The 20,778-nt window shown below is 68.9% G+C and carries 18 protein-coding genes; 10 read left to right on the top strand and 8 right to left on the bottom strand.

All coding sequences use genetic code 11. From position 1 onward, the window contains the following. Positions 1-2 precede the first annotated feature (2 nt). The 6 genes from fahA to IPN47_07130 all read left to right on the top strand — a co-directional run bounded on the left by fahA (position 3) and on the right by IPN47_07130 (position 6,826). A complete protein-coding gene (gene fahA / locus IPN47_07105) occupies positions 3-1,337 on the top strand; it encodes a fumarylacetoacetase (protein MBK9407809.1) in 1,335 nt (444 codons plus the stop codon). Positions 1,338-1,352: 15 nt separating this feature from the next. Continuing rightward, positions 1,353-1,727 (top strand): RidA family protein, encoded by a 375-nt coding sequence (locus IPN47_07110; protein ID MBK9407810.1) that lies wholly within the window; start codon positions 1,353-1,355, stop codon positions 1,725-1,727. A 63-nt stretch (positions 1,728-1,790) separates the two neighbouring features. Then, positions 1,791-3,638: a CocE/NonD family hydrolase gene (locus tag IPN47_07115; GenBank protein MBK9407811.1), complete on the top strand. Its 1,848-nt coding sequence runs from the start codon at positions 1,791-1,793 to the stop codon at positions 3,636-3,638. 73 nt (positions 3,639-3,711) lie between these two features. Beyond that, positions 3,712-4,467: a glucose 1-dehydrogenase gene (locus tag IPN47_07120; protein ID MBK9407812.1), complete on the top strand. Its 756-nt coding sequence runs from the start codon at positions 3,712-3,714 to the stop codon at positions 4,465-4,467. A gap of 92 nt (positions 4,468-4,559) precedes the next feature. Then, positions 4,560-5,750 (top strand): acyl-CoA dehydrogenase family protein, encoded by a 1,191-nt coding sequence (locus tag IPN47_07125; protein MBK9407813.1) that lies wholly within the window; start codon positions 4,560-4,562, stop codon positions 5,748-5,750. Next, positions 5,747-6,826, top strand: coding sequence for a phosphotransferase family protein (locus tag IPN47_07130; GenBank protein ID MBK9407814.1), 1,080 nt, complete (start codon positions 5,747-5,749; stop codon positions 6,824-6,826). Before IPN47_07125 ends, IPN47_07130 begins: the two co-directional genes overlap by 4 nt. Positions 6,827-6,978: 152 nt before the next feature. Here IPN47_07130 and IPN47_07135 read toward each other — a convergent pair whose 3' ends face one another. Beyond that, positions 6,979-8,148, bottom strand: a complete 1,170-nt coding sequence (locus IPN47_07135; GenBank protein MBK9407815.1) for a thiolase family protein — start codon at positions 8,146-8,148, stop codon at positions 6,979-6,981. Positions 8,149-8,168: 20 nt separating this feature from the next. Continuing rightward, positions 8,169-10,475, bottom strand: coding sequence for an enoyl-CoA hydratase/isomerase family protein (locus tag IPN47_07140; protein ID MBK9407816.1), 2,307 nt, complete (start codon positions 10,473-10,475; stop codon positions 8,169-8,171). A gap of 465 nt (positions 10,476-10,940) precedes the next feature. On the opposite strand from IPN47_07140, the gene IPN47_07145 reads away from it, so the two are divergent. The 3 genes from IPN47_07145 to IPN47_07155 all read left to right on the top strand — a co-directional run bounded on the left by IPN47_07145 (position 10,941) and on the right by IPN47_07155 (position 15,762). Beyond that, positions 10,941-13,532, top strand: a complete 2,592-nt coding sequence (locus IPN47_07145; protein MBK9407817.1) for an ERAP1-like C-terminal domain-containing protein — start codon at positions 10,941-10,943, stop codon at positions 13,530-13,532. A gap of 11 nt (positions 13,533-13,543) precedes the next feature. Then, positions 13,544-14,119, top strand: coding sequence for a nucleoside deaminase (locus tag IPN47_07150; GenBank protein ID MBK9407818.1), 576 nt, complete (start codon positions 13,544-13,546; stop codon positions 14,117-14,119). 371 nt (positions 14,120-14,490) lie between these two features. Further along, positions 14,491-15,762, top strand: coding sequence for a hypothetical protein (locus tag IPN47_07155; GenBank protein MBK9407819.1), 1,272 nt, complete (start codon positions 14,491-14,493; stop codon positions 15,760-15,762). On the opposite strand, the gene IPN47_07160 is transcribed toward IPN47_07155, so the two are convergent. Continuing rightward, the gene (locus IPN47_07160) at positions 15,746-15,940 is read right to left on the bottom strand and encodes a hypothetical protein (protein MBK9407820.1); all 195 of its coding nucleotides are present in this window, start codon (positions 15,938-15,940) and stop codon (positions 15,746-15,748) included. The two genes, IPN47_07155 and IPN47_07160, sit on opposite strands and share 17 nt — an antisense overlap. 117 nt (positions 15,941-16,057) lie before the next feature. On the opposite strand from IPN47_07160, the gene IPN47_07165 reads away from it, so the two are divergent. Then, positions 16,058-16,864 (top strand): AraC family transcriptional regulator, encoded by an 807-nt coding sequence (locus IPN47_07165; protein ID MBK9407821.1) that lies wholly within the window; start codon positions 16,058-16,060, stop codon positions 16,862-16,864. Positions 16,865-16,912: 48 nt separating this feature from the next. On the opposite strand, the gene IPN47_07170 is transcribed toward IPN47_07165, so the two are convergent. From IPN47_07170 to IPN47_07190, 5 genes are all read right to left on the bottom strand, one after another. Then, positions 16,913-17,230, bottom strand: coding sequence for a hypothetical protein (locus IPN47_07170; GenBank protein ID MBK9407822.1), 318 nt, complete (start codon positions 17,228-17,230; stop codon positions 16,913-16,915). A 108-nt stretch (positions 17,231-17,338) separates the two neighbouring features. Next, complete coding sequence (locus tag IPN47_07175) at positions 17,339-18,133, bottom strand: amidohydrolase family protein (protein MBK9407823.1); 795 nt, start codon at positions 18,131-18,133, stop codon at positions 17,339-17,341. After that, entirely contained in the window at positions 18,130-18,753 is a 624-nt protein-coding gene (locus IPN47_07180) for an amidohydrolase family protein (protein ID MBK9407824.1), read from the bottom strand. The genes IPN47_07175 and IPN47_07180 overlap by 4 nt, the downstream gene beginning before the upstream one ends. A 4-nt stretch (positions 18,754-18,757) precedes the next feature. After that, positions 18,758-19,759, bottom strand: coding sequence for a nitronate monooxygenase (locus IPN47_07185; protein MBK9407825.1), 1,002 nt, complete (start codon positions 19,757-19,759; stop codon positions 18,758-18,760). Positions 19,760-19,869: 110 nt separating this feature from the next. After that, positions 19,870-20,682 carry an AAA family ATPase gene (locus IPN47_07190; protein ID MBK9407826.1) on the bottom strand — a complete coding sequence of 271 codons (813 nt, stop codon included), beginning with the start codon at positions 20,680-20,682 and terminating at the stop codon, positions 19,870-19,872. Between the last annotated feature and the right edge of the window lie 96 nt (positions 20,683-20,778).

A 20,778-nucleotide genomic window follows, 5' to 3' on the forward strand; every position in this document is an offset into this window, starting at 1 on the left:
CCATGCTGAACGAGACGCATCGTCCCGACCTGCGATCGTGGGTCGCCAGCGCCAACGATGGCGCCACCGATTTCCCAATCCAGAACCTTCCGTATGGGGTGTATCGGCGCCGGCGGAGCGACGAACCGTGGCGAGTGGGGGTGGCGATCGGGGCGATGATCCTCGACGTGGCCGCGGCCCACCAGGCCGGCTTTCTGGACGGCGAGGCCGGGCGCGCCGCACGGACCTGCGCCTCGCCGTCGCTGAACGGGCTCATGTCGTTAGGTCCGACGTCGTGGTCGGCACTCCGTCGTGCCGTGAGCGAAGTCCTGCGCGACGACACCGACGCCGGGCGCGCGGCGCGCGGGCGGGCCGGGTCGCTCCTCCTGGCGCAGGAGGCGGCCGAGATGCGGCTGCCGGCCGACGTGAGCGACTACACCGACTTCTATGCGTCGGTCTACCACGCGACCAACGTCGGTTCGATGTTCCGTCCCGACCACCCGCTCCTTCCCAACTACAAGTGGGTCCCGATCGGCTATCACGGCCGCGCGTCGTCGCTCGTGGTGAGCGGAACGCCGGTCGTCCGCCCCCACGGACAGCTGGCCGGCGACGAGGGGGCACCACCCAGCCGGGCGCCGAGCCGCCGGATGGACTACGAGGCCGAACTCGGGATCTTCGTGGGGCGTGGCAACGCGTTAGGCGACGTGATCCCCATCGAGGAGGCCGCGGACCACTTGTTCGGCGTGGCCCTCCTCAACGACTGGTCGGCGCGCGACATCCAGGCGTGGGAGTACCAGCCGCTGGGGCCCTTCCTCGCCAAGAACTTCGCCACGACGCTGTCGCCCTGGGTGGTGACGTTCGAGGCGTTGGCCCCCTTTCGCGTGCCGGCGTTCGCGCGGGCCATCGGCGATCCGGTCCCGCTCCCCTACCTCGCCGATGCGGCCGACCAGGCGCACGGCGGGATCGACCTGCAGATTGAAGTTTGGCTGCGCACCGAACGCATGCGCAACGAGGGGCTCGACGCGGTCCAACTCTCGCACGGCACGTCGCGCGACCTGTACTGGACCATGGCGCAGCTCCTCACGCATCACGCGAGCAACGGGTGCAACCTGCAGCCCGGCGACCTGCTGGGGAGCGGGACCATTTCGGGGGCCGACAAGACGAGCCGCGGCTGCCTGCTCGAACTCACCTGGCGGGGCACCGAGCCGATCACCCTCCCCAATGGTGAGGTGCGTCGCTTCCTCGAGGACGGTGACGAGGTGATCCTGCGCGCGCACGGCGTGCGCGCGGGGCACGTCTCGATCGGGCTCGGCGAGTGCTCCGGGATCGTGCGCCCGGCCATCCCCCTCACCTTCTGATCCACGGAGTCCACCATGCAGATCGTAACCACCGAGGCGGCCCCGCTGCCTGCCGGTCACTACTCGCAAGGGATCGTGCACAACGGCGTCGTCTACGTCGCCGGCCAACTCCCCATCGTCCCCGGGAGCAGCGATCGCACGGTGGGGTCGATGGCGCAACAGGCCGAGCAGACGCTGCGGAACGTCGAAGCGGTGCTGCAGGCGGCCGGCAGTGGGCTCGACAAGGTGCTGCAGATGACGATCTACGTGAGCGATATCTCGCTGTGGGGCGAGGTGAACGTGGCCTACGCGCGCGTGATGGGTGACCACAAGCCCGCGCGCGCGGTGGTGCCGGTGAAGGAGCTGCACTACGGGTACCAGATCGAGATCCAGGCGATCGCGGCGCTCTAGGTCGAGACGCAGGATGCACGGACCACGGGAAGACGAGATCGACGGCCTTTATCGGAGGGCGGTATGCGCACGGGTTTCGCTGGGATAGTCGCGGCGGTTGTACTCCAACTCGCCACAGCTGCACTGCCGGCACAGGACACGACCTTCACGCGCACGGAGGTCATGATTCCGATGCGCGACGGCGTGAAGCTGTACACCAAGATCTTCGTCCCGAAGGGGACGACGCAGCCGCTCCCGTTCATGTTCATCCGCACGCCGTACGGCATCGACGGGTTCGAGGCCGCGGGCATCGCGCGCGGCTACGGCTTCCTGGCCAAGGACGGCTACATCTTCGTGTCGCAGGATGCGCGCGGGAAGTTCAAGTCCGAGGGGGAGTTCGTCATGCAGCGCGCGCCGCGGCAGGATCGCAACGATCCCAAGGCGATCGACGAGAGCACCGATGCCTACGACAGCATCGAGTGGCTCCTGAAAAACGTCCCCGGCAACAACGGACGCGTCGGGATGACCGGGGTGTCGTACCCCGGGTGGCTCACCGCCATGGCGATGCTCGATCCGCACCCCGCGCTCAAGGCCGTGTCGCCGCAGGCGTCGCCATCGGACATGTGGCTCGGCGATGACTTCCACCACAACGGCGCGTTCCGGCTGAGCTACGGCTTCGAGTACGCGACGATGATGGAGTCGGGGAAGGACGTGACGCAGTTCTCCTTCGATGAGTACGACACGTACGACTGGTACCTCAAGCTCGGGTCGCTCAAGAACGTCAACGACAAGTTGCTGAAGGGGAAGATCCCCACCTGGAACGACTTCTCGCGCCGGCCTGACTACGACGCCTTCTGGCAGCGCCAGGCCATGAAGGGCTACCTCACGCGCGTCAGCATCCCCACGCTCAACGTCGCCGGCTGGTGGGACCAGGAGGACTTCTACGGCCCCATCACCATCTATCGCGAGTTGGAGAAGCACGATCGCGGCAACCAGAACTTCCTCGTCGTCGGCCCGTGGAACCATGGCGGGTGGATGGGCGGCGATGGCGCCTCGTTAGGGAACATCCAGTTCGGCCAGCCCACGGGGCGCTTCTTCCGCGACTCGATCATGGCACCGTTCTTCGCGAAGTACCTGCACGACAAGGGCTCGCTGTCGCTCCCCGAGGCGCTGGTCTTCGAGGCCGGCGCCAACGAGTGGCGCCGCTATGGCGCGTGGCCCCCCAAGGAGGCGGTGTCGTCGCGCGCGCTGTACATGCGCGAAGGGGGAGCGTTAGGCTGGGAACCGCCGAAGTCGACGGGGCCCAACGCGTACGACGCGTACGTGTCCGATCCCTCCAAGCCGGTCCCATATCGCCCGCGTCCCATCGCGGCGACCTACGGGGCAGGCTCCACCTGGAGTCGCTGGCTCACCGACGACCAGCGCTTTGCCCACAACCGCCCTGACGTGGCCTCGTGGGAGCTCGCCACGCTCACCGAGGACCTGACGATCGCTGGCGACATCAGCGTCACCTTGCACGCCGCCACCACCGGGAGCGATGCCGACTGGATCGTGAAACTCATCGACGTCTATCCGGATACCGGGATGACGCCGCTCTTCATGAACGGCTACCAGTTCATGGTCGCCAACGAGGTCTTCCGCGGACGCTATCGCAAGAGCAACGAGAAGCCCGCGCCGATCACCCCCAACACGCCCACCGACTTCACGATCGACCTCCACACGCAGGCGTACACCTTCAAGAAGGGGCACCGGGTGATGGTGCAGGTGCAGAGCACCTGGTTCCCCCTCATCGACCGCAATCCGCAGAAGTTCATCCCGAACATCTTCGAGGCGAAGGAGGGCGACTTCACCGTCGCGACGCAGCGCATCTACCGGTCGGCAAGCAAGCCGTCGAAGATCGTCCTCCCGGTGGTGAATCGCGTGGCGCAGTAGCGGTGCTTCCACCTCGCGCGCTTGGCGGGGGGCCGCCAGATTCCGCGCGGACACCTTTCCAACACGCCTCCTCATGACGCACGACCTCTCCGGCAAGATCGCCCTCGTCACTGGTGGCACCCGCGGCATCGGGCGCGCCATCGCCGCCGCCCTCGCGGCGGCAGGCGCCCACGTCATTGTGAGCTCGCGCAAGGAGCCGGCGGTGCAGCAGACGGTCGACGCGCTGCGCGCCGCCGGCCACTCGGCGGAGGGGATGCCCTCGAATGTCGGGCGGCTCGACGAGTTGCACGCCCTCGCCGACCGAGTCCTCGCCGCGCATGCTGGCATCGACATCCTCGTGAACAACGCCGCGACCAACCCCGTCTACGGTCCCGTCGAACAGACGTCGCCGGAGGCGTTCGCCAAGATCATGGACGTCAACCTGCGCGCGCCGTTCGAACTGGCGAAGCGCATGCTCCCGGCGATGGTGGCGCGCGGTGGCGGATCGATCATCAACATTTCCTCGATTGGTGGCGTCTCGCCGGAGCCCAACCTCGGCATCTACAGCGTGAGCAAGGCGGCGCTGCTCAGCCTAACGCAGGTCATGGCCAAGGAGTGGGGCGCGCGCGGCGTGCGGGTCAACGCCATCTGCCCGGGGCTGATCAAGACCGACTTCAGTCAGGCCCTGTGGGGGAACGAGAAGGTCTTGCAGCATGTGATGGCGACACAGCCCATCGCTCGCATGGGAGAACCCGAGGATGTCGCCGGACTCGCCCTCTTCCTGGCCTCGCCTGCGTCGTCGTTCTGCACCGGCGGGACCTACATGGTCGATGGCGGCGTCACGATCTAGACGGGCGGGCGCGAGCCGCGCTGCACCGCCCGACCACGGCCCGCCACGCGCGAGCCTTCCACTGACCATCGCCCGCCACGGGCGGGCCCTGCATGCCTAACGAACCGACGCTGCGGGCCCAGGTCCGCCACTTCGTCGACACGGTCCTCCTGCCGCTCGAGCATCGCTACCTCAACGAGCCGTGGTCGGCGGTGCTCCCCGCGCTCGATGCCGCCCGCGCCGAGGCGCGCGCGCGCGGCATCTGGGCTCCCCATCTCCCGCACGACCTCGGCGGGCGCGACCTTCCGTTCCTCGACTTCGCCGCCATCAGCGAGGAACTCGGGCGCACCCCCATCGGGCACTACGCGCTCAACTGCCAGGCCCCCGACATCGGGAACATGGAGTTGTTGCATCGGCATGGCAGCGCCGAGCAGCAGCGGCAGTGGCTCGCGCCGCTGGCGCGCGGCGAGATCCGCTCGTGCTTCGCGATGACCGAGCCCGAGCGCGCCGGATCCAACCCGGTCTGGATGGAAGCGCGCGCCGAGCGCGTGGGCGACGAGTACGTGATCACCGGGCACAAGTGGTTCACGTCGGCGGCCGATGGTTCGGCCTTCGCGATCGTCATGGCGGTGACCGATCCAGGCGCCCCGCCGCACCAGCGTGCCTCGCAGATCATCGTCCCGACCGACACGCCGGGATATTCCCTGGTGCGCAACATCAAGGTCATGGGCGACGAAGGCGAGGGATACGCGACGCACGGCGAGGTGCGCTTCGAACGCTGCCGCGTCCCCGTCACCAACCGCATCGGGGACGAGGGGGCGGGCTTTGCGCTTGCGCAGGAACGCCTGGGCCCGGGACGCATTCACCACTGCATGCGCTGGATGGGGATCTGCGAGCGCGCGCTCGACCTCACGTGCCGCCACGCCGCGACCCGCGAACTGTCACCCGGGGTCGTGCTCGGCACAAAGCAGAGCGTGCAGCACATGATCGCCGATTCGCGCGCCGAGATCGACGCGGCGCGGCTGCTCATCCTCGACACGGCCCGACAGATCGACGCGCACGGGGCCAAGGCGGCGCGCGAAGCGGTATCGGCGATCAAGTTCTTCGCCGCCGGCGTCCTGCAACGCGTGCTCGACCGGGCCATCCAGGTGCACGGTGCGCTCGGCATGACCGACGACACGCCGCTCGCCTACTGGTTCCGCCACGAGCGCGCCGCGCGCATCTACGACGGCGCCGACGAGGTGCACAAGAGCGTGGTGGCGCGCCGGATCCTCAAGGGGTATGGCGTCACCGTGCGCGAATGAACGAGGGGGCGATCGACCGCCCGGTTCCCGTGCGTGAGGGGGAAGCGCTCGACGCCGGGGCGTTAGGCGCCTTCTTGCAGGCCCACGGGCTGGCCAGCGCCGGGGACGTCCGCGTCTCGCAGTTCCCGCGCGGCTTCTCCAACCTCACCTACCTCGTGGAGTGTCGCGACCGCACGTTCGTGCTGCGGCGGCCGCCGTTCGGCGTGGGGAAGGGGGTCGCCCATGACGTGGTGCGCGAGGCGCGCCTGCTGGCCGCGTTAGGCCCGGTGTACGCGCGCGTCCCGCGCATCTGCGCCATCTGCGACGACCCGTCGGTCCTCGGCGCGCCTTTCTACCTGATGGAGCGCGCCACCGGGATCATCCTGCGCGACCGCCTTCCGGAGGGGCGCGACCTCGATGCCGCCACCATGCGCCGCATCTCCGAGGGGGCGATCGACACGCTGGCGGAGATCCACTCGATCGACTACCGCGGCGCGGGGCTCGACGGGCTCGGCAATCCCAACGGATATGTCGAGCGGCAGGTCTCGGGGTGGATCCGTCGCTACGAGGCGGCACGCACGGGCGACCAGCCCGCGGTGGAGCGCATCGCCAGGTGGCTCGACAGCTCGCGCCCCGGCGAGAGTGCGGCCACGCTCGTGCATAACGACTTCAAGTACGACAACCTCGTCCTCGACGTCGACGACCCCGCACGGGTGGTGGCCGTGCTCGACTGGGAGATGGCGACCATCGGCGACCCCCTGATGGACCTCGGGACGACGCTCGCCTACTGGGTGGAGGCGGGGGACCCGCCGCTCCTCCGGGCGCTGGGACTCGGTGTCACGGCGCTCCCCGGCAACCTCACGCGGACGGAGGTCGTGGCTCGTTATGCGGCGATGACCGGGCGCGACGTGTCGCAGCCCGTCTTCTACTACGCCTTCGGGTTGTTCAAGGTCGCCGTCATCGCCCAGCAGATCTTCGCGCGCTACGTGAAGGGGTTCACGAAGGATGCGCGGTTCGCGCAGCTCGATCGGGCGGTCGCGGCGCTCGGTGAGGTGGCGGTGCGCGCCGTCGACGCCGGGAGCGTCGCGGCGCCGTGAGGGCGCGGGAGGGACGCGGGGACCGGGACGTCGTCGGTACGCTCGGCCGCCTCGCGCCGGATTGCCCCTGACGACCATGCCGAATCGTGACGGCCCCGGCACGAGCTGCGCCGGGGCCGTACGGGGCGGGGAAGGTGGTGGTGGCGCCGCCGTCAGGCGGGGAAGACCTCGAACACCCCCGCCGCCCCCATCCCGCCGCCGATGCACATCGTCACCAGCCCGTAGCCACCGCCACGGGTCCCGAGTTCGTGCACGAGCTGCGTGGTGAGCTTGGCCCCGGTCGCGCCTAACGGGTGCCCCAGCGCGATGGCACCGCCGTTCACGTTCACCCGGTCCATGGGGAACTGCAGGTCGCGCGCGACCGCCAGCGCCTGTGAGGCGAAGGCCTCGTTGAACTCGATGAGGGCGAGCTGCTCGACCCCGATCCCCGCCTTGGCCAGCGCCTTGGGGACCGCCTTGATCGGACCCACGCCCATGATGTCGGGATCGACCCCCGCCACGGCGTAGCCGGCCAGCCGGGCCAGGGGACGCAGCCCCAGGGTCCTGGCGCGTGACTCGCTCATCAGCGCCACCGCCGCTGCTCCATCGCTGTAGGGCGAGGCGTTGCCGGCGGTGACGCTCCCCCCCATCATGAAGGCGGCGGGGAGCTTGGCCAGGCGCTCGGCACTCGTGTCGGTGCGCACCAGCTCATCGACGGCGAAGTACCCCTCCTCGACCTCCTTCTTGGTCCCCCGCCAGGTGACGCGCTCCACGGGGACCGGGACGATCTGGTCGGTGAACGCCCCTCGCTCGAGCGCCCGCGCGGCCTTGGCGTGGCTCTCATAGGCATACTGATCCTGATCCACGCGACTCACGCTCCAGCGCTTGGCCACGCGCTCGGCGGTGAGCCCCATCGCGATCATCTCCTCCGTCATTCCGTGGTGGAGTCGCGCGTGGTAGCCCGACATCGGGACCTGGCTCATCATCTCGACGCCGCCGGCGACGATGACGTCGGCCATCCCGCTCATGATGGCCTGCGCGCCCATCGCGATCGTCTGCAGCCCGGAGGAACAGAAGCGGTTGACGGTCACGGCCGGCACATCGACCGGGAGGCGTGCGCGCAGGACGGCGAGGCGCGCGACGTTGAGTCCCTGCGCCCCCTCGGGCATCGCACATCCCCAGATCACGTCGTCGATGGTGCGCGGATCCAAGTCGGCGCGCTTGATCGCCTCCTGCAGGACGATGGCCGACAGGTCGATCGGGTGCACGCCGGCGAGCGAGCCGTCCTTCTTGCCGCGCCCCACCGCGGTCCGCACCGCGCTCACGATCACTGCGTCTTGCATGTCTCTCGTCTCCGTCGGGGCTAGTTGCGAAGCGGCTTGCCGGTCTTGAGCGTGTGCACGATGCGCTCCTGCGTCTCCTTGGTGCCGAGGAGAGTGAGGAAGGCCTCGCGCTCGAGGTCGAGCACGTCCTGTTCGGTGACGTCGCGCGGCGGGCCGTCACCCCCCGACAGCACGTAGGCGACGTGCGTGGCGATCGTCACCTCGTGCGCCGTGATGTAGCCGGCCTCGCGCATGGCCCACACGCCGTACTGCAGGTTCCCCATCGCCTCCTTGCCTAACGCACGGATGGTCATCGGCGGGGGCGCCACGTAGTCGGGGGCGAGGTCGAGCACCCGCGCCTTGGCGTCGGCGAGGAGCCGGTCCCGGTTCATCGAGATGCGATCGGACTCGCGCAGGAAGCCCAGCGTACGCGCCTCGAGGGCGCTGGTGCTGGTGGTCGCCATCGTGATCGTCTTGAAGGCGCGCTTCACCGCCTCGAACGGATCGGCCTCCTCGTACGCGGCCAGCTCCTTGGTGAACCGGAAGAGGAGCTCCTTGGTCCCGCCGCCGCCCGGCAGCAGGCCGACGCCGACCTCGACGAGCCCCATGTACAGCTCGGCGTGTGCCTGCACGCGGGCCGCGTGCAGCGAGAACTCGCACCCGCCGCCGAGGGCCAACCCGAACGGCGCCGCGACGATGGGGAAGGGGGCCCGCCGCACCGACATCACCCCCTGCTGGAACGTGTGGACGGCCTGCTCGAGCCGTGTCCAGTCCCCGTCCTGCACCCCCTGCACGACGGCGCCCAGGTCGGCGCCGGCCGAGAAGGTGCGGGGGTCGCAGTTGCCGATCACCAGGCCGGCGTAGCCGCCAGCCGCAATCTTGTGCTGCGCCTTCTCGAGCAGGGCGAGCACCGGCGCCCCCAGCGTGTTCATCTTCCCGCGGAACTCGAGCAGGAGGACACCATCCCCCAGGTCGAGGATCGCCGCCGACTCGTTCTTGTCGACGGCGCCGTTGCGCAGGTGGACGAGCGGGAGATCGATCTGCGCCGGGATCGGCTCGATCGGCGCATAGTCGCCGGCAAAGGTGAGGGCGCGCGGCCCGCTGCTCAGGTCACGATAGAAGGACTCCTGCGCCTTGCGCAGCAGCACCGGCTCGGCGAGTCCGCGCTGCGCCAGCCCTGCGCGCACGAAGTCGAGCCCCATCGCATCGAGCTGGCGGAACGGACCCATCTCCCAGGCGTAGCCCCACTCCATCGCCCGGTCGACCGAGACGATGTCGTGCGCCAGCTCGGGGGTCTTCTCGATCGTGTAGTGCCCCACCGTCAGGAGCAATGCGCGCAGGAACTCCGCGTGCTTGCCACCAGCCGTCGTCAGCGCCTTGAGGCGCTGCGGTAGCGGGGCCTTCTCCACGAAGGCCAACTCGGGAAAGCTGGCCTGCTGCTGCGGGCGGTAGTCGAGCGTCTTCCAGTCGAGCGTGAGGATCGCCTTCTTCTCCTTCTTGTAGAAGCCGGCCCCCGTCTTTTCCCCCAGCCGCCCCGACGCCACCAGCGCTGCGACCCAGGCGGGGAGGGCGAAGTCCTCACCCGTCGTCGCCCCCGTCCCCGTCGCCACGTGCGACAGGACGTCGATCCCCGAGATGTCGCCGGTGCGGAACGTCGCCGACTTGGCCCGCCCGATGAGCGGACCGGTGAGCGCGTCCACCTCGTCGATCGTGAGGTCGAACTCCTCCATCAGCCGCAACGTGCGCGTCATCCCATAGATGCCGAGCCGGTTGGCGATGAAGCCCGGGACGTCCTTCGCCAGCACCACTCCCTTGCCCAGCACGCGCTCGGCGAAGTCGCGCGTGGCCGTCAGCACGTCGCTCGAGGTGTCGGGCGTGGGGATGAGCTCCAGCAGGTGCAAGTAGCGCGGCGGATTGAAGAAGTGCGTCCCGAGGAAATGTCGGCGGAACCCCTCGCTGCGCCCTTCGAGCAGCAGCTGCATCGGGATCCCCGACGTGTTCGATGCGATGATCGCCGTCGGCTTGCGCACCGCCTCGAGGCGCTCGAACAGCACGCGCTTGGGCTCGACCTGCTCGATGATGGCCTCGACGATCCAGTCGCAATCGGCCAGGAGGTGCAGGTGATCCTCCGTGTTCCCGGTCTGCACAAGCGCCGCGCGCGACGCCTCCATGAACGGCGCCGGCCTCGCCTTGAGCGCGCGCTGCAACGCGCCGCGCGCCACGCCATTCCTGTCCGGATCTCCCGGGATGTCGAGGAGCACGACGGGGAGCCCCGCCGACGCGGCGAGCGCCGCGATCCCACTCCCCATGGCGCCGGCCCCGATCACACCGACCTTCGCGATGCGCATGTCCGTTTCACTCGAGATGTAGGAAAAGCCACGACACGACGCGACGGCAACACCACTCCGGCTCGGCATCGCCCGGACGCCGTCCGGGCGCGCGCGGTCTGGCCAGAGCACCACCTAAGCACCGCGGACGCGCTGCCAGATCGCTGCCAGATCGCTGCCCGCGCGTCGCGTCGCCCTGTCGCGGTCGCCACCAACTTCGGCGATGGCCGAATGGCAGGCGGAAGATTCCACCTCGACTGTATCCGCGGTAGTGGCAAAGCGCCGCCTGCGCATCGTCGTCCCCCCCCGCACCTCCAGCTCCGCGGCACCTGCACCTGCACCTGCACCTGCATCAGGACCGCCACCTGCACCGGCGCCGTGAACGCGCGGTGGCAGCGTGCACGGCCTCTTCCGTGCAATGCCGTGTTCGACTACGCTCCTCGCATGCCTCGCTCGCTGCGCCCGATCGTCCTCGCCGCGTCACTCATGGCCGCGTCCGTCGCCGGTGCGCAGCCCTCCCGCGATTCCCTCGCGGGCCCCGGCGTTTCGCTGGCGCTGGCGACCCAGCGCGCTGCCCGTGTGCGCGACGTCCGTTACGACCTCGTCATGGACGTCACCGCCGCCGATTCGGCGACTGGGCGCGTGGCGGTGCGTTTTCACCTGCGTCGCCCTGCCGAGGTCATCCTCGACTTCCGCGGCACGTTGCACGGGCGCGTGCGCGCCAACGGACGGGCCCTCCCCGCCGTGACGCACACCGGCGCCCACATCCGGGTTCCGGCCAGCGCCCTGCACGCGGGGAACAATCGCCTCGATTTCGACTTCGCTACCCCAATTGCGGCTGCCGGCGCCAGCATCATCCGCGTCAAGGACCCGGCGGACTCGGCCACGTATCTCTACACGCTCCTCGTCCCCTCCGATGCGAGCCTCCTCTTTCCCTGCTTCGACCAGCCCGATCTCAAGGCCCGGGTCACCCTCACGCTCACCACCCCGTTCGGCTGGAAGGCCGTCGCGAACGGGACGCGGCTCCGCAGCGCCTCGACCTCGCGCGGCGTGGTGACGACGTTCCGCGAGACCGAACCGATCAGCACCTACCTCATCGCCTTCGCCGCTGGCCCGTGGGAGGAGCTGCAGGCCAAGGGGAGCCGCAAGCCGATCTCGCTCTTCGTCCGGAAGTCGCGCTTGGCCGACGTCGACGCCGATTCGATCATCCTCGCGAACGATCGCGCGGCGAGCTGGCTCGAGGACTACTTCGGGACCCGCTTTCCCTTCCAGAAGCTCGACCTCGTGCTCGCCCCGGCCTTCCCGTTCGGCGGGATGGAACACCCGGGGGCCGTCTTCTACAGTGAGGAGCGCTTCGTCTTCCGCGAACGCCCCACGCTCCCGCAGCGGCTGGGGCGCACCGCCACCATCTACCACGAAATCGCACACCAGTGGTTCGGCGATCTCGTGACGATGCAGTGGTTCGACGACCTCTGGCTCAAGGAGGGCTTCGCGACGTACATGGCGGCCAAGATGCAGGACGCGATCGACCCGTCGTCGGAGGCGTGGAAGACGTTCTACCTGCGCAACAAGCCCGCGGCGTACGCCGTCGACGCCACCGACGGGACTACCCCCGTCTGGCAGCGCCTCTCCAACCTCGATCAGGCCAAGAGCAACTACGGACCGATCGTCTACAACAAGGCGCCCGGGATCCTCAAGCAGCTCAACTTCCTCGTCGGCGACGAGGCATTCCGCGACGGATTGCAGCTGTTCATCCGGCGGCATTCGTACGCCAACGCCACGTGGCGCGATCTTCTGGACGCCATCAGCGTCCCCGCCAAGCGACCGCTGAGGACTTGGGGGGACGATTTCATCCTGCGCCCGGGGCTCCCCGTGCTCGAGCAGAAGCTCGAGGTCCGTGACGGCAAGATCGCCCGCTTCGCGATCGTGCAGCGACCGGCACGTGCGCTCTCCGGCGCGCGGCCGTGGCCCATGCGCCTCGAACTGCTCGTGCTCGCAGAGCGCGGGGAACCGCAACGGATCCCGCTGACCCTCACGCGCGATACGACCGTGGTGGAGGAGCTGACCGGGCGTCCGGCCCCCGAGCTCGTCTTCGCCAACTCGCGCGACTACGCGTACGCCCTCACCCTCCTCGACCCACGCAGTGCCAGTGCCCTCGAGCGGGACATCGGAAGCGTGCGCGATCCGTTCCTGCGCGCGATGCTCTGGGGGGCCATGTGGGACCTGGTGCGCGAGGCGTTGGTGGCGCCGGAGCGCTTCATGCGCATGGCGCTGCGCGAACTCCCGCGCGAGCGCGACGAGCAGATCGTGAGCGGGATCGTCGGGCGCCTCTCGCGCGCGACCAGTGCCTACCTCTCCCCGGTCTCGCGCGACGCCTTCCTCCCCGATGTAGAGCGCACCTTGCTGGCCGGGGCCAACCGTGCGGAGTCGCCGTATGGCATTCGCAAGGCGCACTTCGATGCATGGGTGCGGGTGGCGTCGACCGGTTCCACGATGGACCAGATGGTCACGATGCTCGACAGCGCGAGCGTGGCCGGCGAACCGCTTCGCCCGCCGACCCGCTGGGCGATGATCACCCGCCTGATGGCGGTAGGGCATCCCGCCTCCGACTCGTTGCTCGCCCTGGAGCGCGCGCGCGACCGATCGGCCGAGGGGGTGCGTCGCGCCTTCGTGGCCGGCGCCGCGCGCCCGAACGCAGCGACCAAACGCGACTACTTCGAGCGCTACTTCGCTGACTCGACGCTCAACGAGGATTGGGCGACCGCGTCGCTCGAGGGGTTCAACGCGCTGGAGTCGCAGTCGCTCTCCCTGCCGTACCTCACTCCGGCGCTCGACTCGCTCCCGTGGATTCAGCGAAACCGCCGCATCTTCTACGTGGGCGCCTGGATTGGCTCGTTTGTCGAGGGCCAGTCGAGCGACACGGCGCTCGCGACGGTGCGCGCCTTTTTGGAGAAGCGCCAGGAACTCCCGCTCGACCTTCGCCTCAAAGTCCTGCAGTCGGTCGACGAGCTCGAACGAACCGTTCGAATTCGCCGCACCTTCGGAATCGCCGCGCCAAGCGCGTCACCCGATCACTGAACGAGGCCACGATGACACCGCTCCAGCTGTCGATCACGCTCCCCGGTTGGGCGGACGAGCTGGAGCGGGTCGGTGAGGTCCATGCCGACCCCACCTCACGCATGGCGCTCGCGGTGGAAGCGTCGCGTCGTAACGTCGAGATGGGGACTGGCGGTCCGTTCGGGGCCGTCCTGTTCGGCGCCGCCACGGGACGCCTCCTGGCGCTCGGCGTCAACGCCGTGGTCCGGCTCCGCAACCCGGTTCTGCACGCCGAGACGATGGCGGTCATGCGCGCCTGCGCGCGATACGAGACCTTCACGCTGGCGCACGGCAGCGGAACGGACGAGCCGGTCGACCTCTACTCGTCGTGTGAACCGTGTGCGATGTGTCTGGGGGCGTTGCTCTGGAGCGGTGTGCGTCGCGTCGTCTTTGCCGCGCGTCGTGACGACGCCGAACGACTCGGCTTCGACGAGGGGCCGGTCTTCCCGGAGACCTTCGCGTACCTGCGCCGACGCGGCGTCGTCGTGGAGCAGGGGCCGCTTCGATCTGAGGCGCGCGACGTGATGGCCCACTATCACTCGGCAGGCGGCCCCATCTACAACGGCTGAAAGGTGCGGCGCGGTGGCGAGGCACCGGCGCTACAACGACCGCCAAATCCACGCGAAATCGCTTCCGTCGCGAACGAAACTGAGGCGCCGGTGCATCGATTCCCCCTGGCGTTCCGTCCGGCCGGTATTGCGTGATGCACGACACATTGCGGGATGCCGTGCGGCCGCGACGAAGCGCGGTTGGCGCCGCGCGAGAGGCGCACCTCGTAAAGCGTTGATAGTGAATGTCTTGTGATGCAGTGCCTCGCTTCCGTTGTTACCTGTATGTTGGTGACCGGCACGACGTCTGCTCAGTTTCTGTTACGAAGCCTTGTGCTATCACCCGAGGAGGCGAATTATTGCCTCCCAACTCATCCCGGTGGTTGGAGCCTATGCTCGCTCCGCTCAGCCCGCTCGACGCCTATCGCTTCGACCTCGACCGGCAACACCGCCGGTCCGAGTTCGGGAATGCCGATACCGTGTGGCTTCTCCTGGCGCACTGTCTCGGTCGCATCAGCAAGGTCGGTGATGCCGTGCGAGACCAGTTGGCGCTTCAGTCGGCCAACGCGCTTCGCGATCTGGCCGAGTCGGCGCCGGACGGCGACGCTCACGAAGGGGCGCACATCAACGACCTGCGGATGATGATCGCCGGACTGTCGGCGATCGAAACGCGCGCCGGCGCCGATGCGGTCTCTCGCGCCTGCCGCGGATTCGCGGCGCGCATGGCTGAGTCCGGGGCGCTCTCGGTGGCCTACTCGGTCATCGGCTTTGCGCGAACGGTCGCGGCGGATGCCTCGGACCGCGAGCGCGGGCTGCTGGTGGCCGATCAGGCGCGCATCGCGCGTCAGCTGGGTGAGTTGGACAGTGCCGACGAGCTGTACCGTACCGCGAGCGCCATTGGCGAGCGGTCGACCGACGCCGAGCTGCTTTCTCGCGCCTCGCTTGGACGTGGGGTCATCGCCCGCGTGCGCGGCAATTACCCGCGTGCACGCGCGTTCTTCCAGCACGGCCTCAACCTGGCATCGAGCGCTCACGCGACCGAGCTGGAGTTCTTCGCGCATCAGGGTCTGACGATTGTCACCTGCGTGACCGGTGACTCCGACGCGTCGATCACGCACGGGTGGGAAGCGTTCCGTCTCGCAATGGGCGACCGGACGCGCGAGGCCGAAACGCTGACGAACCTCGCCCAGCTGTGCCTCGAGTACGGCTATCCGCGCGCGGCGCTACGCGGCTTCGTGGCCGCGCTGACGCGCACGGACCTCCTCCGCATCCGCCTCTCGGCGCTGGGTGGAGCCGCCCTGGCGGCCGGACGACTCGAGGAGCGCGCACTGCTCGCTCGAGTTCGGAGCGATCTCGAGCAGACCCTCGAGGGGTCGGCGCTTCCGTACGAGAACGCGCAGTCGCTGTACCACCTGTCGGCCGCGTATCTCGCCCTGGGTGATGACGTGACGGCTGAGCGTTACCGGCAGGACGTGCAGAAAATCGCGACGGCCCGTGGCTATCACGAGCTGCAGCATCAGGTTGAGCGTGCCGAACTCGCCCGGGCCGCCCGAGTGGCGGCCCAGCGCGAGCTTGGACACACTTCGCGAGGAGTTGTGACTACGTTGGAGGCCTTCGAACCTGAAGCCGAGGCACTCGCCTTCGCGACTACACGTGCGGATTGACGAAGTCGACGTGCGGATTCACGAAGTCAACGTGCGGGTTCACGAAGTCGGGGTTCACGCACTGAGCTGACTTCGCGTCGCAACGAGCCGCACCCTCGGGGCCCATCGGCGAGGAGGAGCAGGCGGCCAGGCTGGCGGCGACGACGAGGTAGGCGGCGAAACGGGTTGCGCGGTTCATACGATGGCCTCTGGGCGAAGTGGTGGGTGGGGGAAGTCTGTCACGTCTTCTCGTTCGACACCGACATCGTATGGGGAGTCCCCATACACGGTGTAACCTCCAGGTCAGAATCACCGCATGATCGTTGCGGCGCTCGTCTGGGATCCTGCGTCCCAGGCTCGACTGCGGGACGCGCTACGCGGACAGGCGACCGTCCGATTCTGCGAGCGGCAGTCCGAGGTCATCGCCCTCGTCGAGAACAACCTCGCCGGGGTGGCGGTCGTCGACATGCGCGACCGCGATGGCCAGTCGACGCTTCCGATGGTGCGTTACGTCCGCGAGTCGTATCCCAGCGTGCCGGTGCTGCTGTACTTCGCGATCTCGCCCGATACCTCACGCGACGTGCTGGCCTTCGCGCGGGCCGGGGTGAATGACCTGGTGCTGCGGGACGTCGATGACCTGCGTTACTCGCTGCGCACCGCGCTCTCGACGGCAGCCGATCACTGCTCGGCACGCGCGATCCTCGCGGAGCTGGAGCCGCTGCTCCCCGCGAGCGTCCTGCCCATGGTGCGGTACTGCCTCGAGAACGGTCGACGATCCATGACCGTGGAGCAGGTCGCCGATGCGCTTAACGTGCACCGCAAGACGTTGGTTGATCGATTAAGCGCCTCTCACCTTCCCACGCCGAGCGCGTTGATCGCTTGGTGCCGGTTGATCATCTCGGCGCGACTGTTGGAGGACCCGGGGCGCTCGGTGGAGCAGGTGGCGCTCCTCCTCGATTTCCCGTCGGGGACGTCGATGCGGAACATGATGAAGCGTTACACGGGGTTGCGTCCCGGTGAGATCCGGGAGAACGGCGGAGTGCGCTGTGTGATGCACGCGCTCAAGCGCGAACTGACGGTGGTCTCTGGGGGCCCAGGCGGGGGCAACCGGGCTGCGAGCTGAGGCGAGACGCCGAGCCGTCGGGGGGGGGAACGCGGCTCAACGGCGACGTCAGGGCTCGGGGCGAAGCGGGTGCGGGCGAGCGACGGCGAGGAGCGGGCCGTCCAGCAACTCGAGCACGACGGTCTCCCCCGCGAGGAGCGAGGTGAAGAGCGCCGACGAGACGAAATGATGGGTGTGCCCGGCTGCGCCCCCGCCTTTCTCGCACTGGCAGGCCATGACCTCCAGCGTCACCTCGCCACGCTGCACGTCGACCTCGACCGGCAGGGTGGCGCCAAAGACGGCAAGCCGACGCGCGGTGTCGCCGGTGATTTCGAGCCGACCATCTCGCGGCGTCTTCCGCGAGACCTCACGAACCTCGAGCAGCATCGTGACCTCGGGCGCGCGCGAGGCGGCGTGGACGCCGCCGGGATGCGCGCTGCAAAGAGTTTGGGGGAGACCCGTGCAGGCACGTGACGGGTGGCACGTCCGCGCGCGTCATGGCACGCGCTTGCCGCCCTGGATGACGACGCGCACGTCGCGCATCACGGTCATGTCGGTGAGGGGGTTGCCGCGCACGAGGATGATGTCGGCGAAGCGCCCGGGGGCGAGGACCCCGATGTCCTGCTCGCGCTTGAGGAAGCGCGCCGGCCAGAGCGTGGCCGACTGGATCGTCTCCATGGGCGAGACGCCGAACTCCACGAACTTCACCATCTCGCGCCAGGTGGCGTCGTTGTGGAACATCGCCGGGATGCCGGCATCGGTCCCGATCATGAGGCGCACCCCCGTCTCCCGCAACTGGCGGAACTTGGTGGGGAGGATCGGGAGGCGCGACGGGAAGAGCGCGTAGTACGGCAGCTGCGGGATCTGCGACAGCGACCGGCGGATCTCGGCGCCCATGTCGTTAGGCATGAAGGCCCGCCACGACGGATCGTCGAGGCGTTCCGGGAAGACGGTCCCGGCCTCGTACAGCGTGAAGAGCGGCGAGACGGTCGGGGTCCAGTACAGCGAGGAGTTGCGCTCCCGCATCTGCTGCAGCACGTCGTCGGGGTACCCCGGCGCGGTGCCGAGCCCGGTGTGCTCGAAGTTGTCGACGCCGTGCTTGAGGCCGACGCGGATCTCGGCCATGCGGTGCGCGTGTGCCACCACCGGCTTGCCGTTCTTGTGCGCCGTCGCGACCACGGCGGCGACCTCGGCGTCGGTCATCTGGTCCTGGTCGATCAGCTTCACCACGTCCACGCCGGCGTCGATGATGCGCTGCACCTTCTGGCGCGCGTCGTCTGCGCCCGTCACCCCCAGCGGAACGCCTCCTCGTACGGCTCGTACGCCGCGTGCTGGATGAACGGGCCCGAGACGAAGAGGCGCGGGCCGGGAATCTCACCAGCTGCAATCCGGCGCTTCACCGTGAGAATGTCGTCGAGCCGGGCCCCGAGGTCGCGGGCCGACGTCACACCGGCCGAGAGCAGCTGGCGGGCGGCGATCGGCATGACGACCGAGGCGTCCTTCGTGCCGTACAGGTCATCCCATCGCTTGTAGTCGCCGTGCCCCACGATGTGCAGGTGCACGTGCATGTCGATGAGCCCAGGCATCACGGTGTGCCCGTTGGCGTCGATCACCGGCGTCCCCGGCGGGATCGTCACCTCGCCTTCGCGTCCGACGGCGAGGATGCGCTCGCCGGCGACGAGAATGACGCCGTTCTCGAGCACGGGCCCGCCGTATCCGTCGATGATGCGCCCACCGACGACGGCGAGCGTGGGACGAGCGCCCGTTGCGACGCGAGCCTGCGCCTGCGCCGCGGCCACCGGGAGGAGGGCGACGAGTGTGCACGCGAGAATCGCGCGGCACAGCAGGTCGCGCGCGACACGCGTCGCGCGCACGAGGGGAGGGGCGACGTGGGGGCGCGAGAGCGGCATCGGATCAGGAGAGGTGGGAAGCGACGGCGCCCGGAATGCGCGCCTGACGAAAGCGTTCGAGGATGGTGGCGACGGATTCGATGGCTTCGACTCCGGCGACGCTACGACCGGCCTGCCAGTAGTCACGGGACGCATCGCCGCGCGCGTTGGACTGCTTGAGCGACAGGATGCTCCGCGCGGCGTAGAGTGTGCGCATCCACTTCTTGGTCCGTCGCCCGCGCAGCATGAAGCGCGCGAGCGGACCGGCGCGCAGGCCGATGCGCTGGATGTAGGGGGTGTTGATCACCGCGACCGGCACGCCGGTCAGCCGCTCGGTGAGGACGATGTCCCGCTCCTCGGCCTCGACGATGGCCTGCTTGTAGCGCGCGTGCGCGGTACACTCGGTGGTGGCGATGAAGCGCGTCCCCATCTGCACGCCGACGTAGCCCGCGGCGAGGGCGCGTACGTAGTCGTCGACGTCGCCCACGCCACCGGCACAGACGAGCGGGAGGCCAAAGGGGGCAAGCTCGTCGTACAGCGCTTCCATCGTGCGCGACCCGGCATGCCCGCCCGCGCGCGCGTTCACGCCGATGAGGCCATCACACCCGGCATCGGCGCCCTTCTGCGCCCACTTGGCCTCGGTCACATCGTGGTACACGATGCCGCCGGCGGCGTGCACGCGGTCGCACACCCATCGGGGGTTCCCCAGCGACGTCACGAAGAAGCGCACGCCTTCCTCGAGGGCGATCTCGACCCAGCGCACCATGCGTTCGTGGTAGGTGCGGGCGCTGGACTCGATGAGGGCGTTCATCCCGATGGGGCGTCCGCCGGCCAGTCGGTGCATGAGGCGCACCCCCTCGCGGTACTCGTGCCCGTGCACGTAGGTGAGCGAGATGGGTTGGTAGATGCCTAACGCTCCCCCCGCGGAGACGGCCGCGACCAGCTCGGGATTGGAGCAGGGGTACATGGCTCCGCACAGGATCGGGAGCGCGATGCCGGCGTGCCGGGTGAGGGCGGTCTCCATCAAGTGGCGGGTCGGATGCCTAACGGGTGGGTGGGGCGCGCCAAGCGGCGTGCCCGGAACGAAGTGCTGCACAACGTATCGCCGCGAGTGCCCGGTGACGAGACGTGGCCGGGTCACAGGTGGCGCAGGAAGCGCTCGGGGTTCGCCAGGAAATCGCGGGTCAGCGACACATGCTCCAGCTCCTCGTAGGGTACCGGCTGCACGGGCGTGGCATCGAACGAGTAGATCGTCGCACCGGGGAAGGCGAGCAGGATCGGCGAGTGCGTGGCAATGATGAACTGCGACGACTGCGCGACCATGTCCGTGAGCATGGCCATGAAGGCCAACTGGCTCTGGGGCGAGAGCGGGGCCTCGGGCTCGTCGAGCAGGTACAGGCCGTTGGGAGCGAAGCGCGACTGGAACAGCTTGAGAAAGCTCTGCCCGTGCGAATTGGCGTCGAGATCCACGCCGTAGCGCGCTTCCATGTCGCGCAACGAGGCGGCAATCGGGCCGAGGCGAAGGGCGCGGGCGTGGTCGGAGCGGTCGCGATATTCCTCGTCGATGGCGGCCTGCTCCACCAGGAAGGCGGCGCGCATGCGCGCGATGGTCCTGGTGAAGCCGAAGAAGTCCTCCGCCCGGAGGAAGAACCCGCGCCGCGCGCGCGCGGCGCGCCAGATGAGGGTGATCGCCGTGGCCAGCGTGCGCTGCGCAGCCAGCGTCTCGTCGGCATCAACGCGCAGTTCGCTCCCCACCGAGGGGAGCCCCGACGCCGCGGCGATCGCCTCGAGCAACGTCGACTTCCCCGAGCCGTTCTCACCGACGAAAAAGGTGACCGCCGACGGGAAGGCGAGCTCGCCGAGCGACCGGATGGTGGGGACCGAGTAGGGAAAGACCTCCGATTGGAGCTCGGACGGCGGGCGAAGTCGGAGCGATCGCAGTGGCAGCATTGTGAGCGCTCGCGTCGTATAGGGGCGGACGGTACTGGCGCCACTCGGCGCCCGGCCGGAGTTTAGCGCCTGAATCATCACGTCCGGAGTCCTCAC

This window comes from Gemmatimonadota bacterium, assembly GCA_016719105.1.
Lineage (GTDB): Bacteria > Gemmatimonadota > Gemmatimonadetes > Gemmatimonadales > Gemmatimonadaceae > SCN-70-22.

Coding starts and splice junctions, on each gene's coding strand:
- IPN47_07160 (MBK9407820.1), bottom strand. CDS start 15,940: ATGAACCGCGCAACCCGTTTCGCCGCCTACCTCGTCGTCGCCGCCAGC.
- IPN47_07150 (MBK9407818.1), top strand. CDS start 13,544: ATGACACCGCTCCAGCTGTCGATCACGCTCCCCGGTTGGGCGGACGAG.
- IPN47_07190 (MBK9407826.1), bottom strand. CDS start 20,682: ATGCTGCCACTGCGATCGCTCCGACTTCGCCCGCCGTCCGAGCTCCAA.
- IPN47_07170 (MBK9407822.1), bottom strand. CDS start 17,230: ATGCTGCTCGAGGTTCGTGAGGTCTCGCGGAAGACGCCGCGAGATGGT.
- IPN47_07145 (MBK9407817.1), top strand. CDS start 10,941: ATGGCCGCGTCCGTCGCCGGTGCGCAGCCCTCCCGCGATTCCCTCGCG.
- IPN47_07165 (MBK9407821.1), top strand. CDS start 16,058: ATGATCGTTGCGGCGCTCGTCTGGGATCCTGCGTCCCAGGCTCGACTG.
- IPN47_07120 (MBK9407812.1), top strand. CDS start 3,712: ATGACGCACGACCTCTCCGGCAAGATCGCCCTCGTCACTGGTGGCACC.
- IPN47_07140 (MBK9407816.1), bottom strand. CDS start 10,475: ATGCGCATCGCGAAGGTCGGTGTGATCGGGGCCGGCGCCATGGGGAGT.
- IPN47_07115 (MBK9407811.1), top strand. CDS start 1,791: ATGCGCACGGGTTTCGCTGGGATAGTCGCGGCGGTTGTACTCCAACTC.
- IPN47_07130 (MBK9407814.1), top strand. CDS start 5,747: ATGAACGAGGGGGCGATCGACCGCCCGGTTCCCGTGCGTGAGGGGGAA.
- IPN47_07135 (MBK9407815.1), bottom strand. CDS start 8,148: ATGCAAGACGCAGTGATCGTGAGCGCGGTGCGGACCGCGGTGGGGCGC.
- IPN47_07110 (MBK9407810.1), top strand. CDS start 1,353: ATGCAGATCGTAACCACCGAGGCGGCCCCGCTGCCTGCCGGTCACTAC.
- IPN47_07155 (MBK9407819.1), top strand. CDS start 14,491: ATGCTCGCTCCGCTCAGCCCGCTCGACGCCTATCGCTTCGACCTCGAC.
- fahA (MBK9407809.1), top strand. CDS start 3: ATGCTGAACGAGACGCATCGTCCCGACCTGCGATCGTGGGTCGCCAGC.
- IPN47_07180 (MBK9407824.1), bottom strand. CDS start 18,753: ATGCCGCTCTCGCGCCCCCACGTCGCCCCTCCCCTCGTGCGCGCGACG.
- IPN47_07125 (MBK9407813.1), top strand. CDS start 4,560: ATGCCTAACGAACCGACGCTGCGGGCCCAGGTCCGCCACTTCGTCGAC.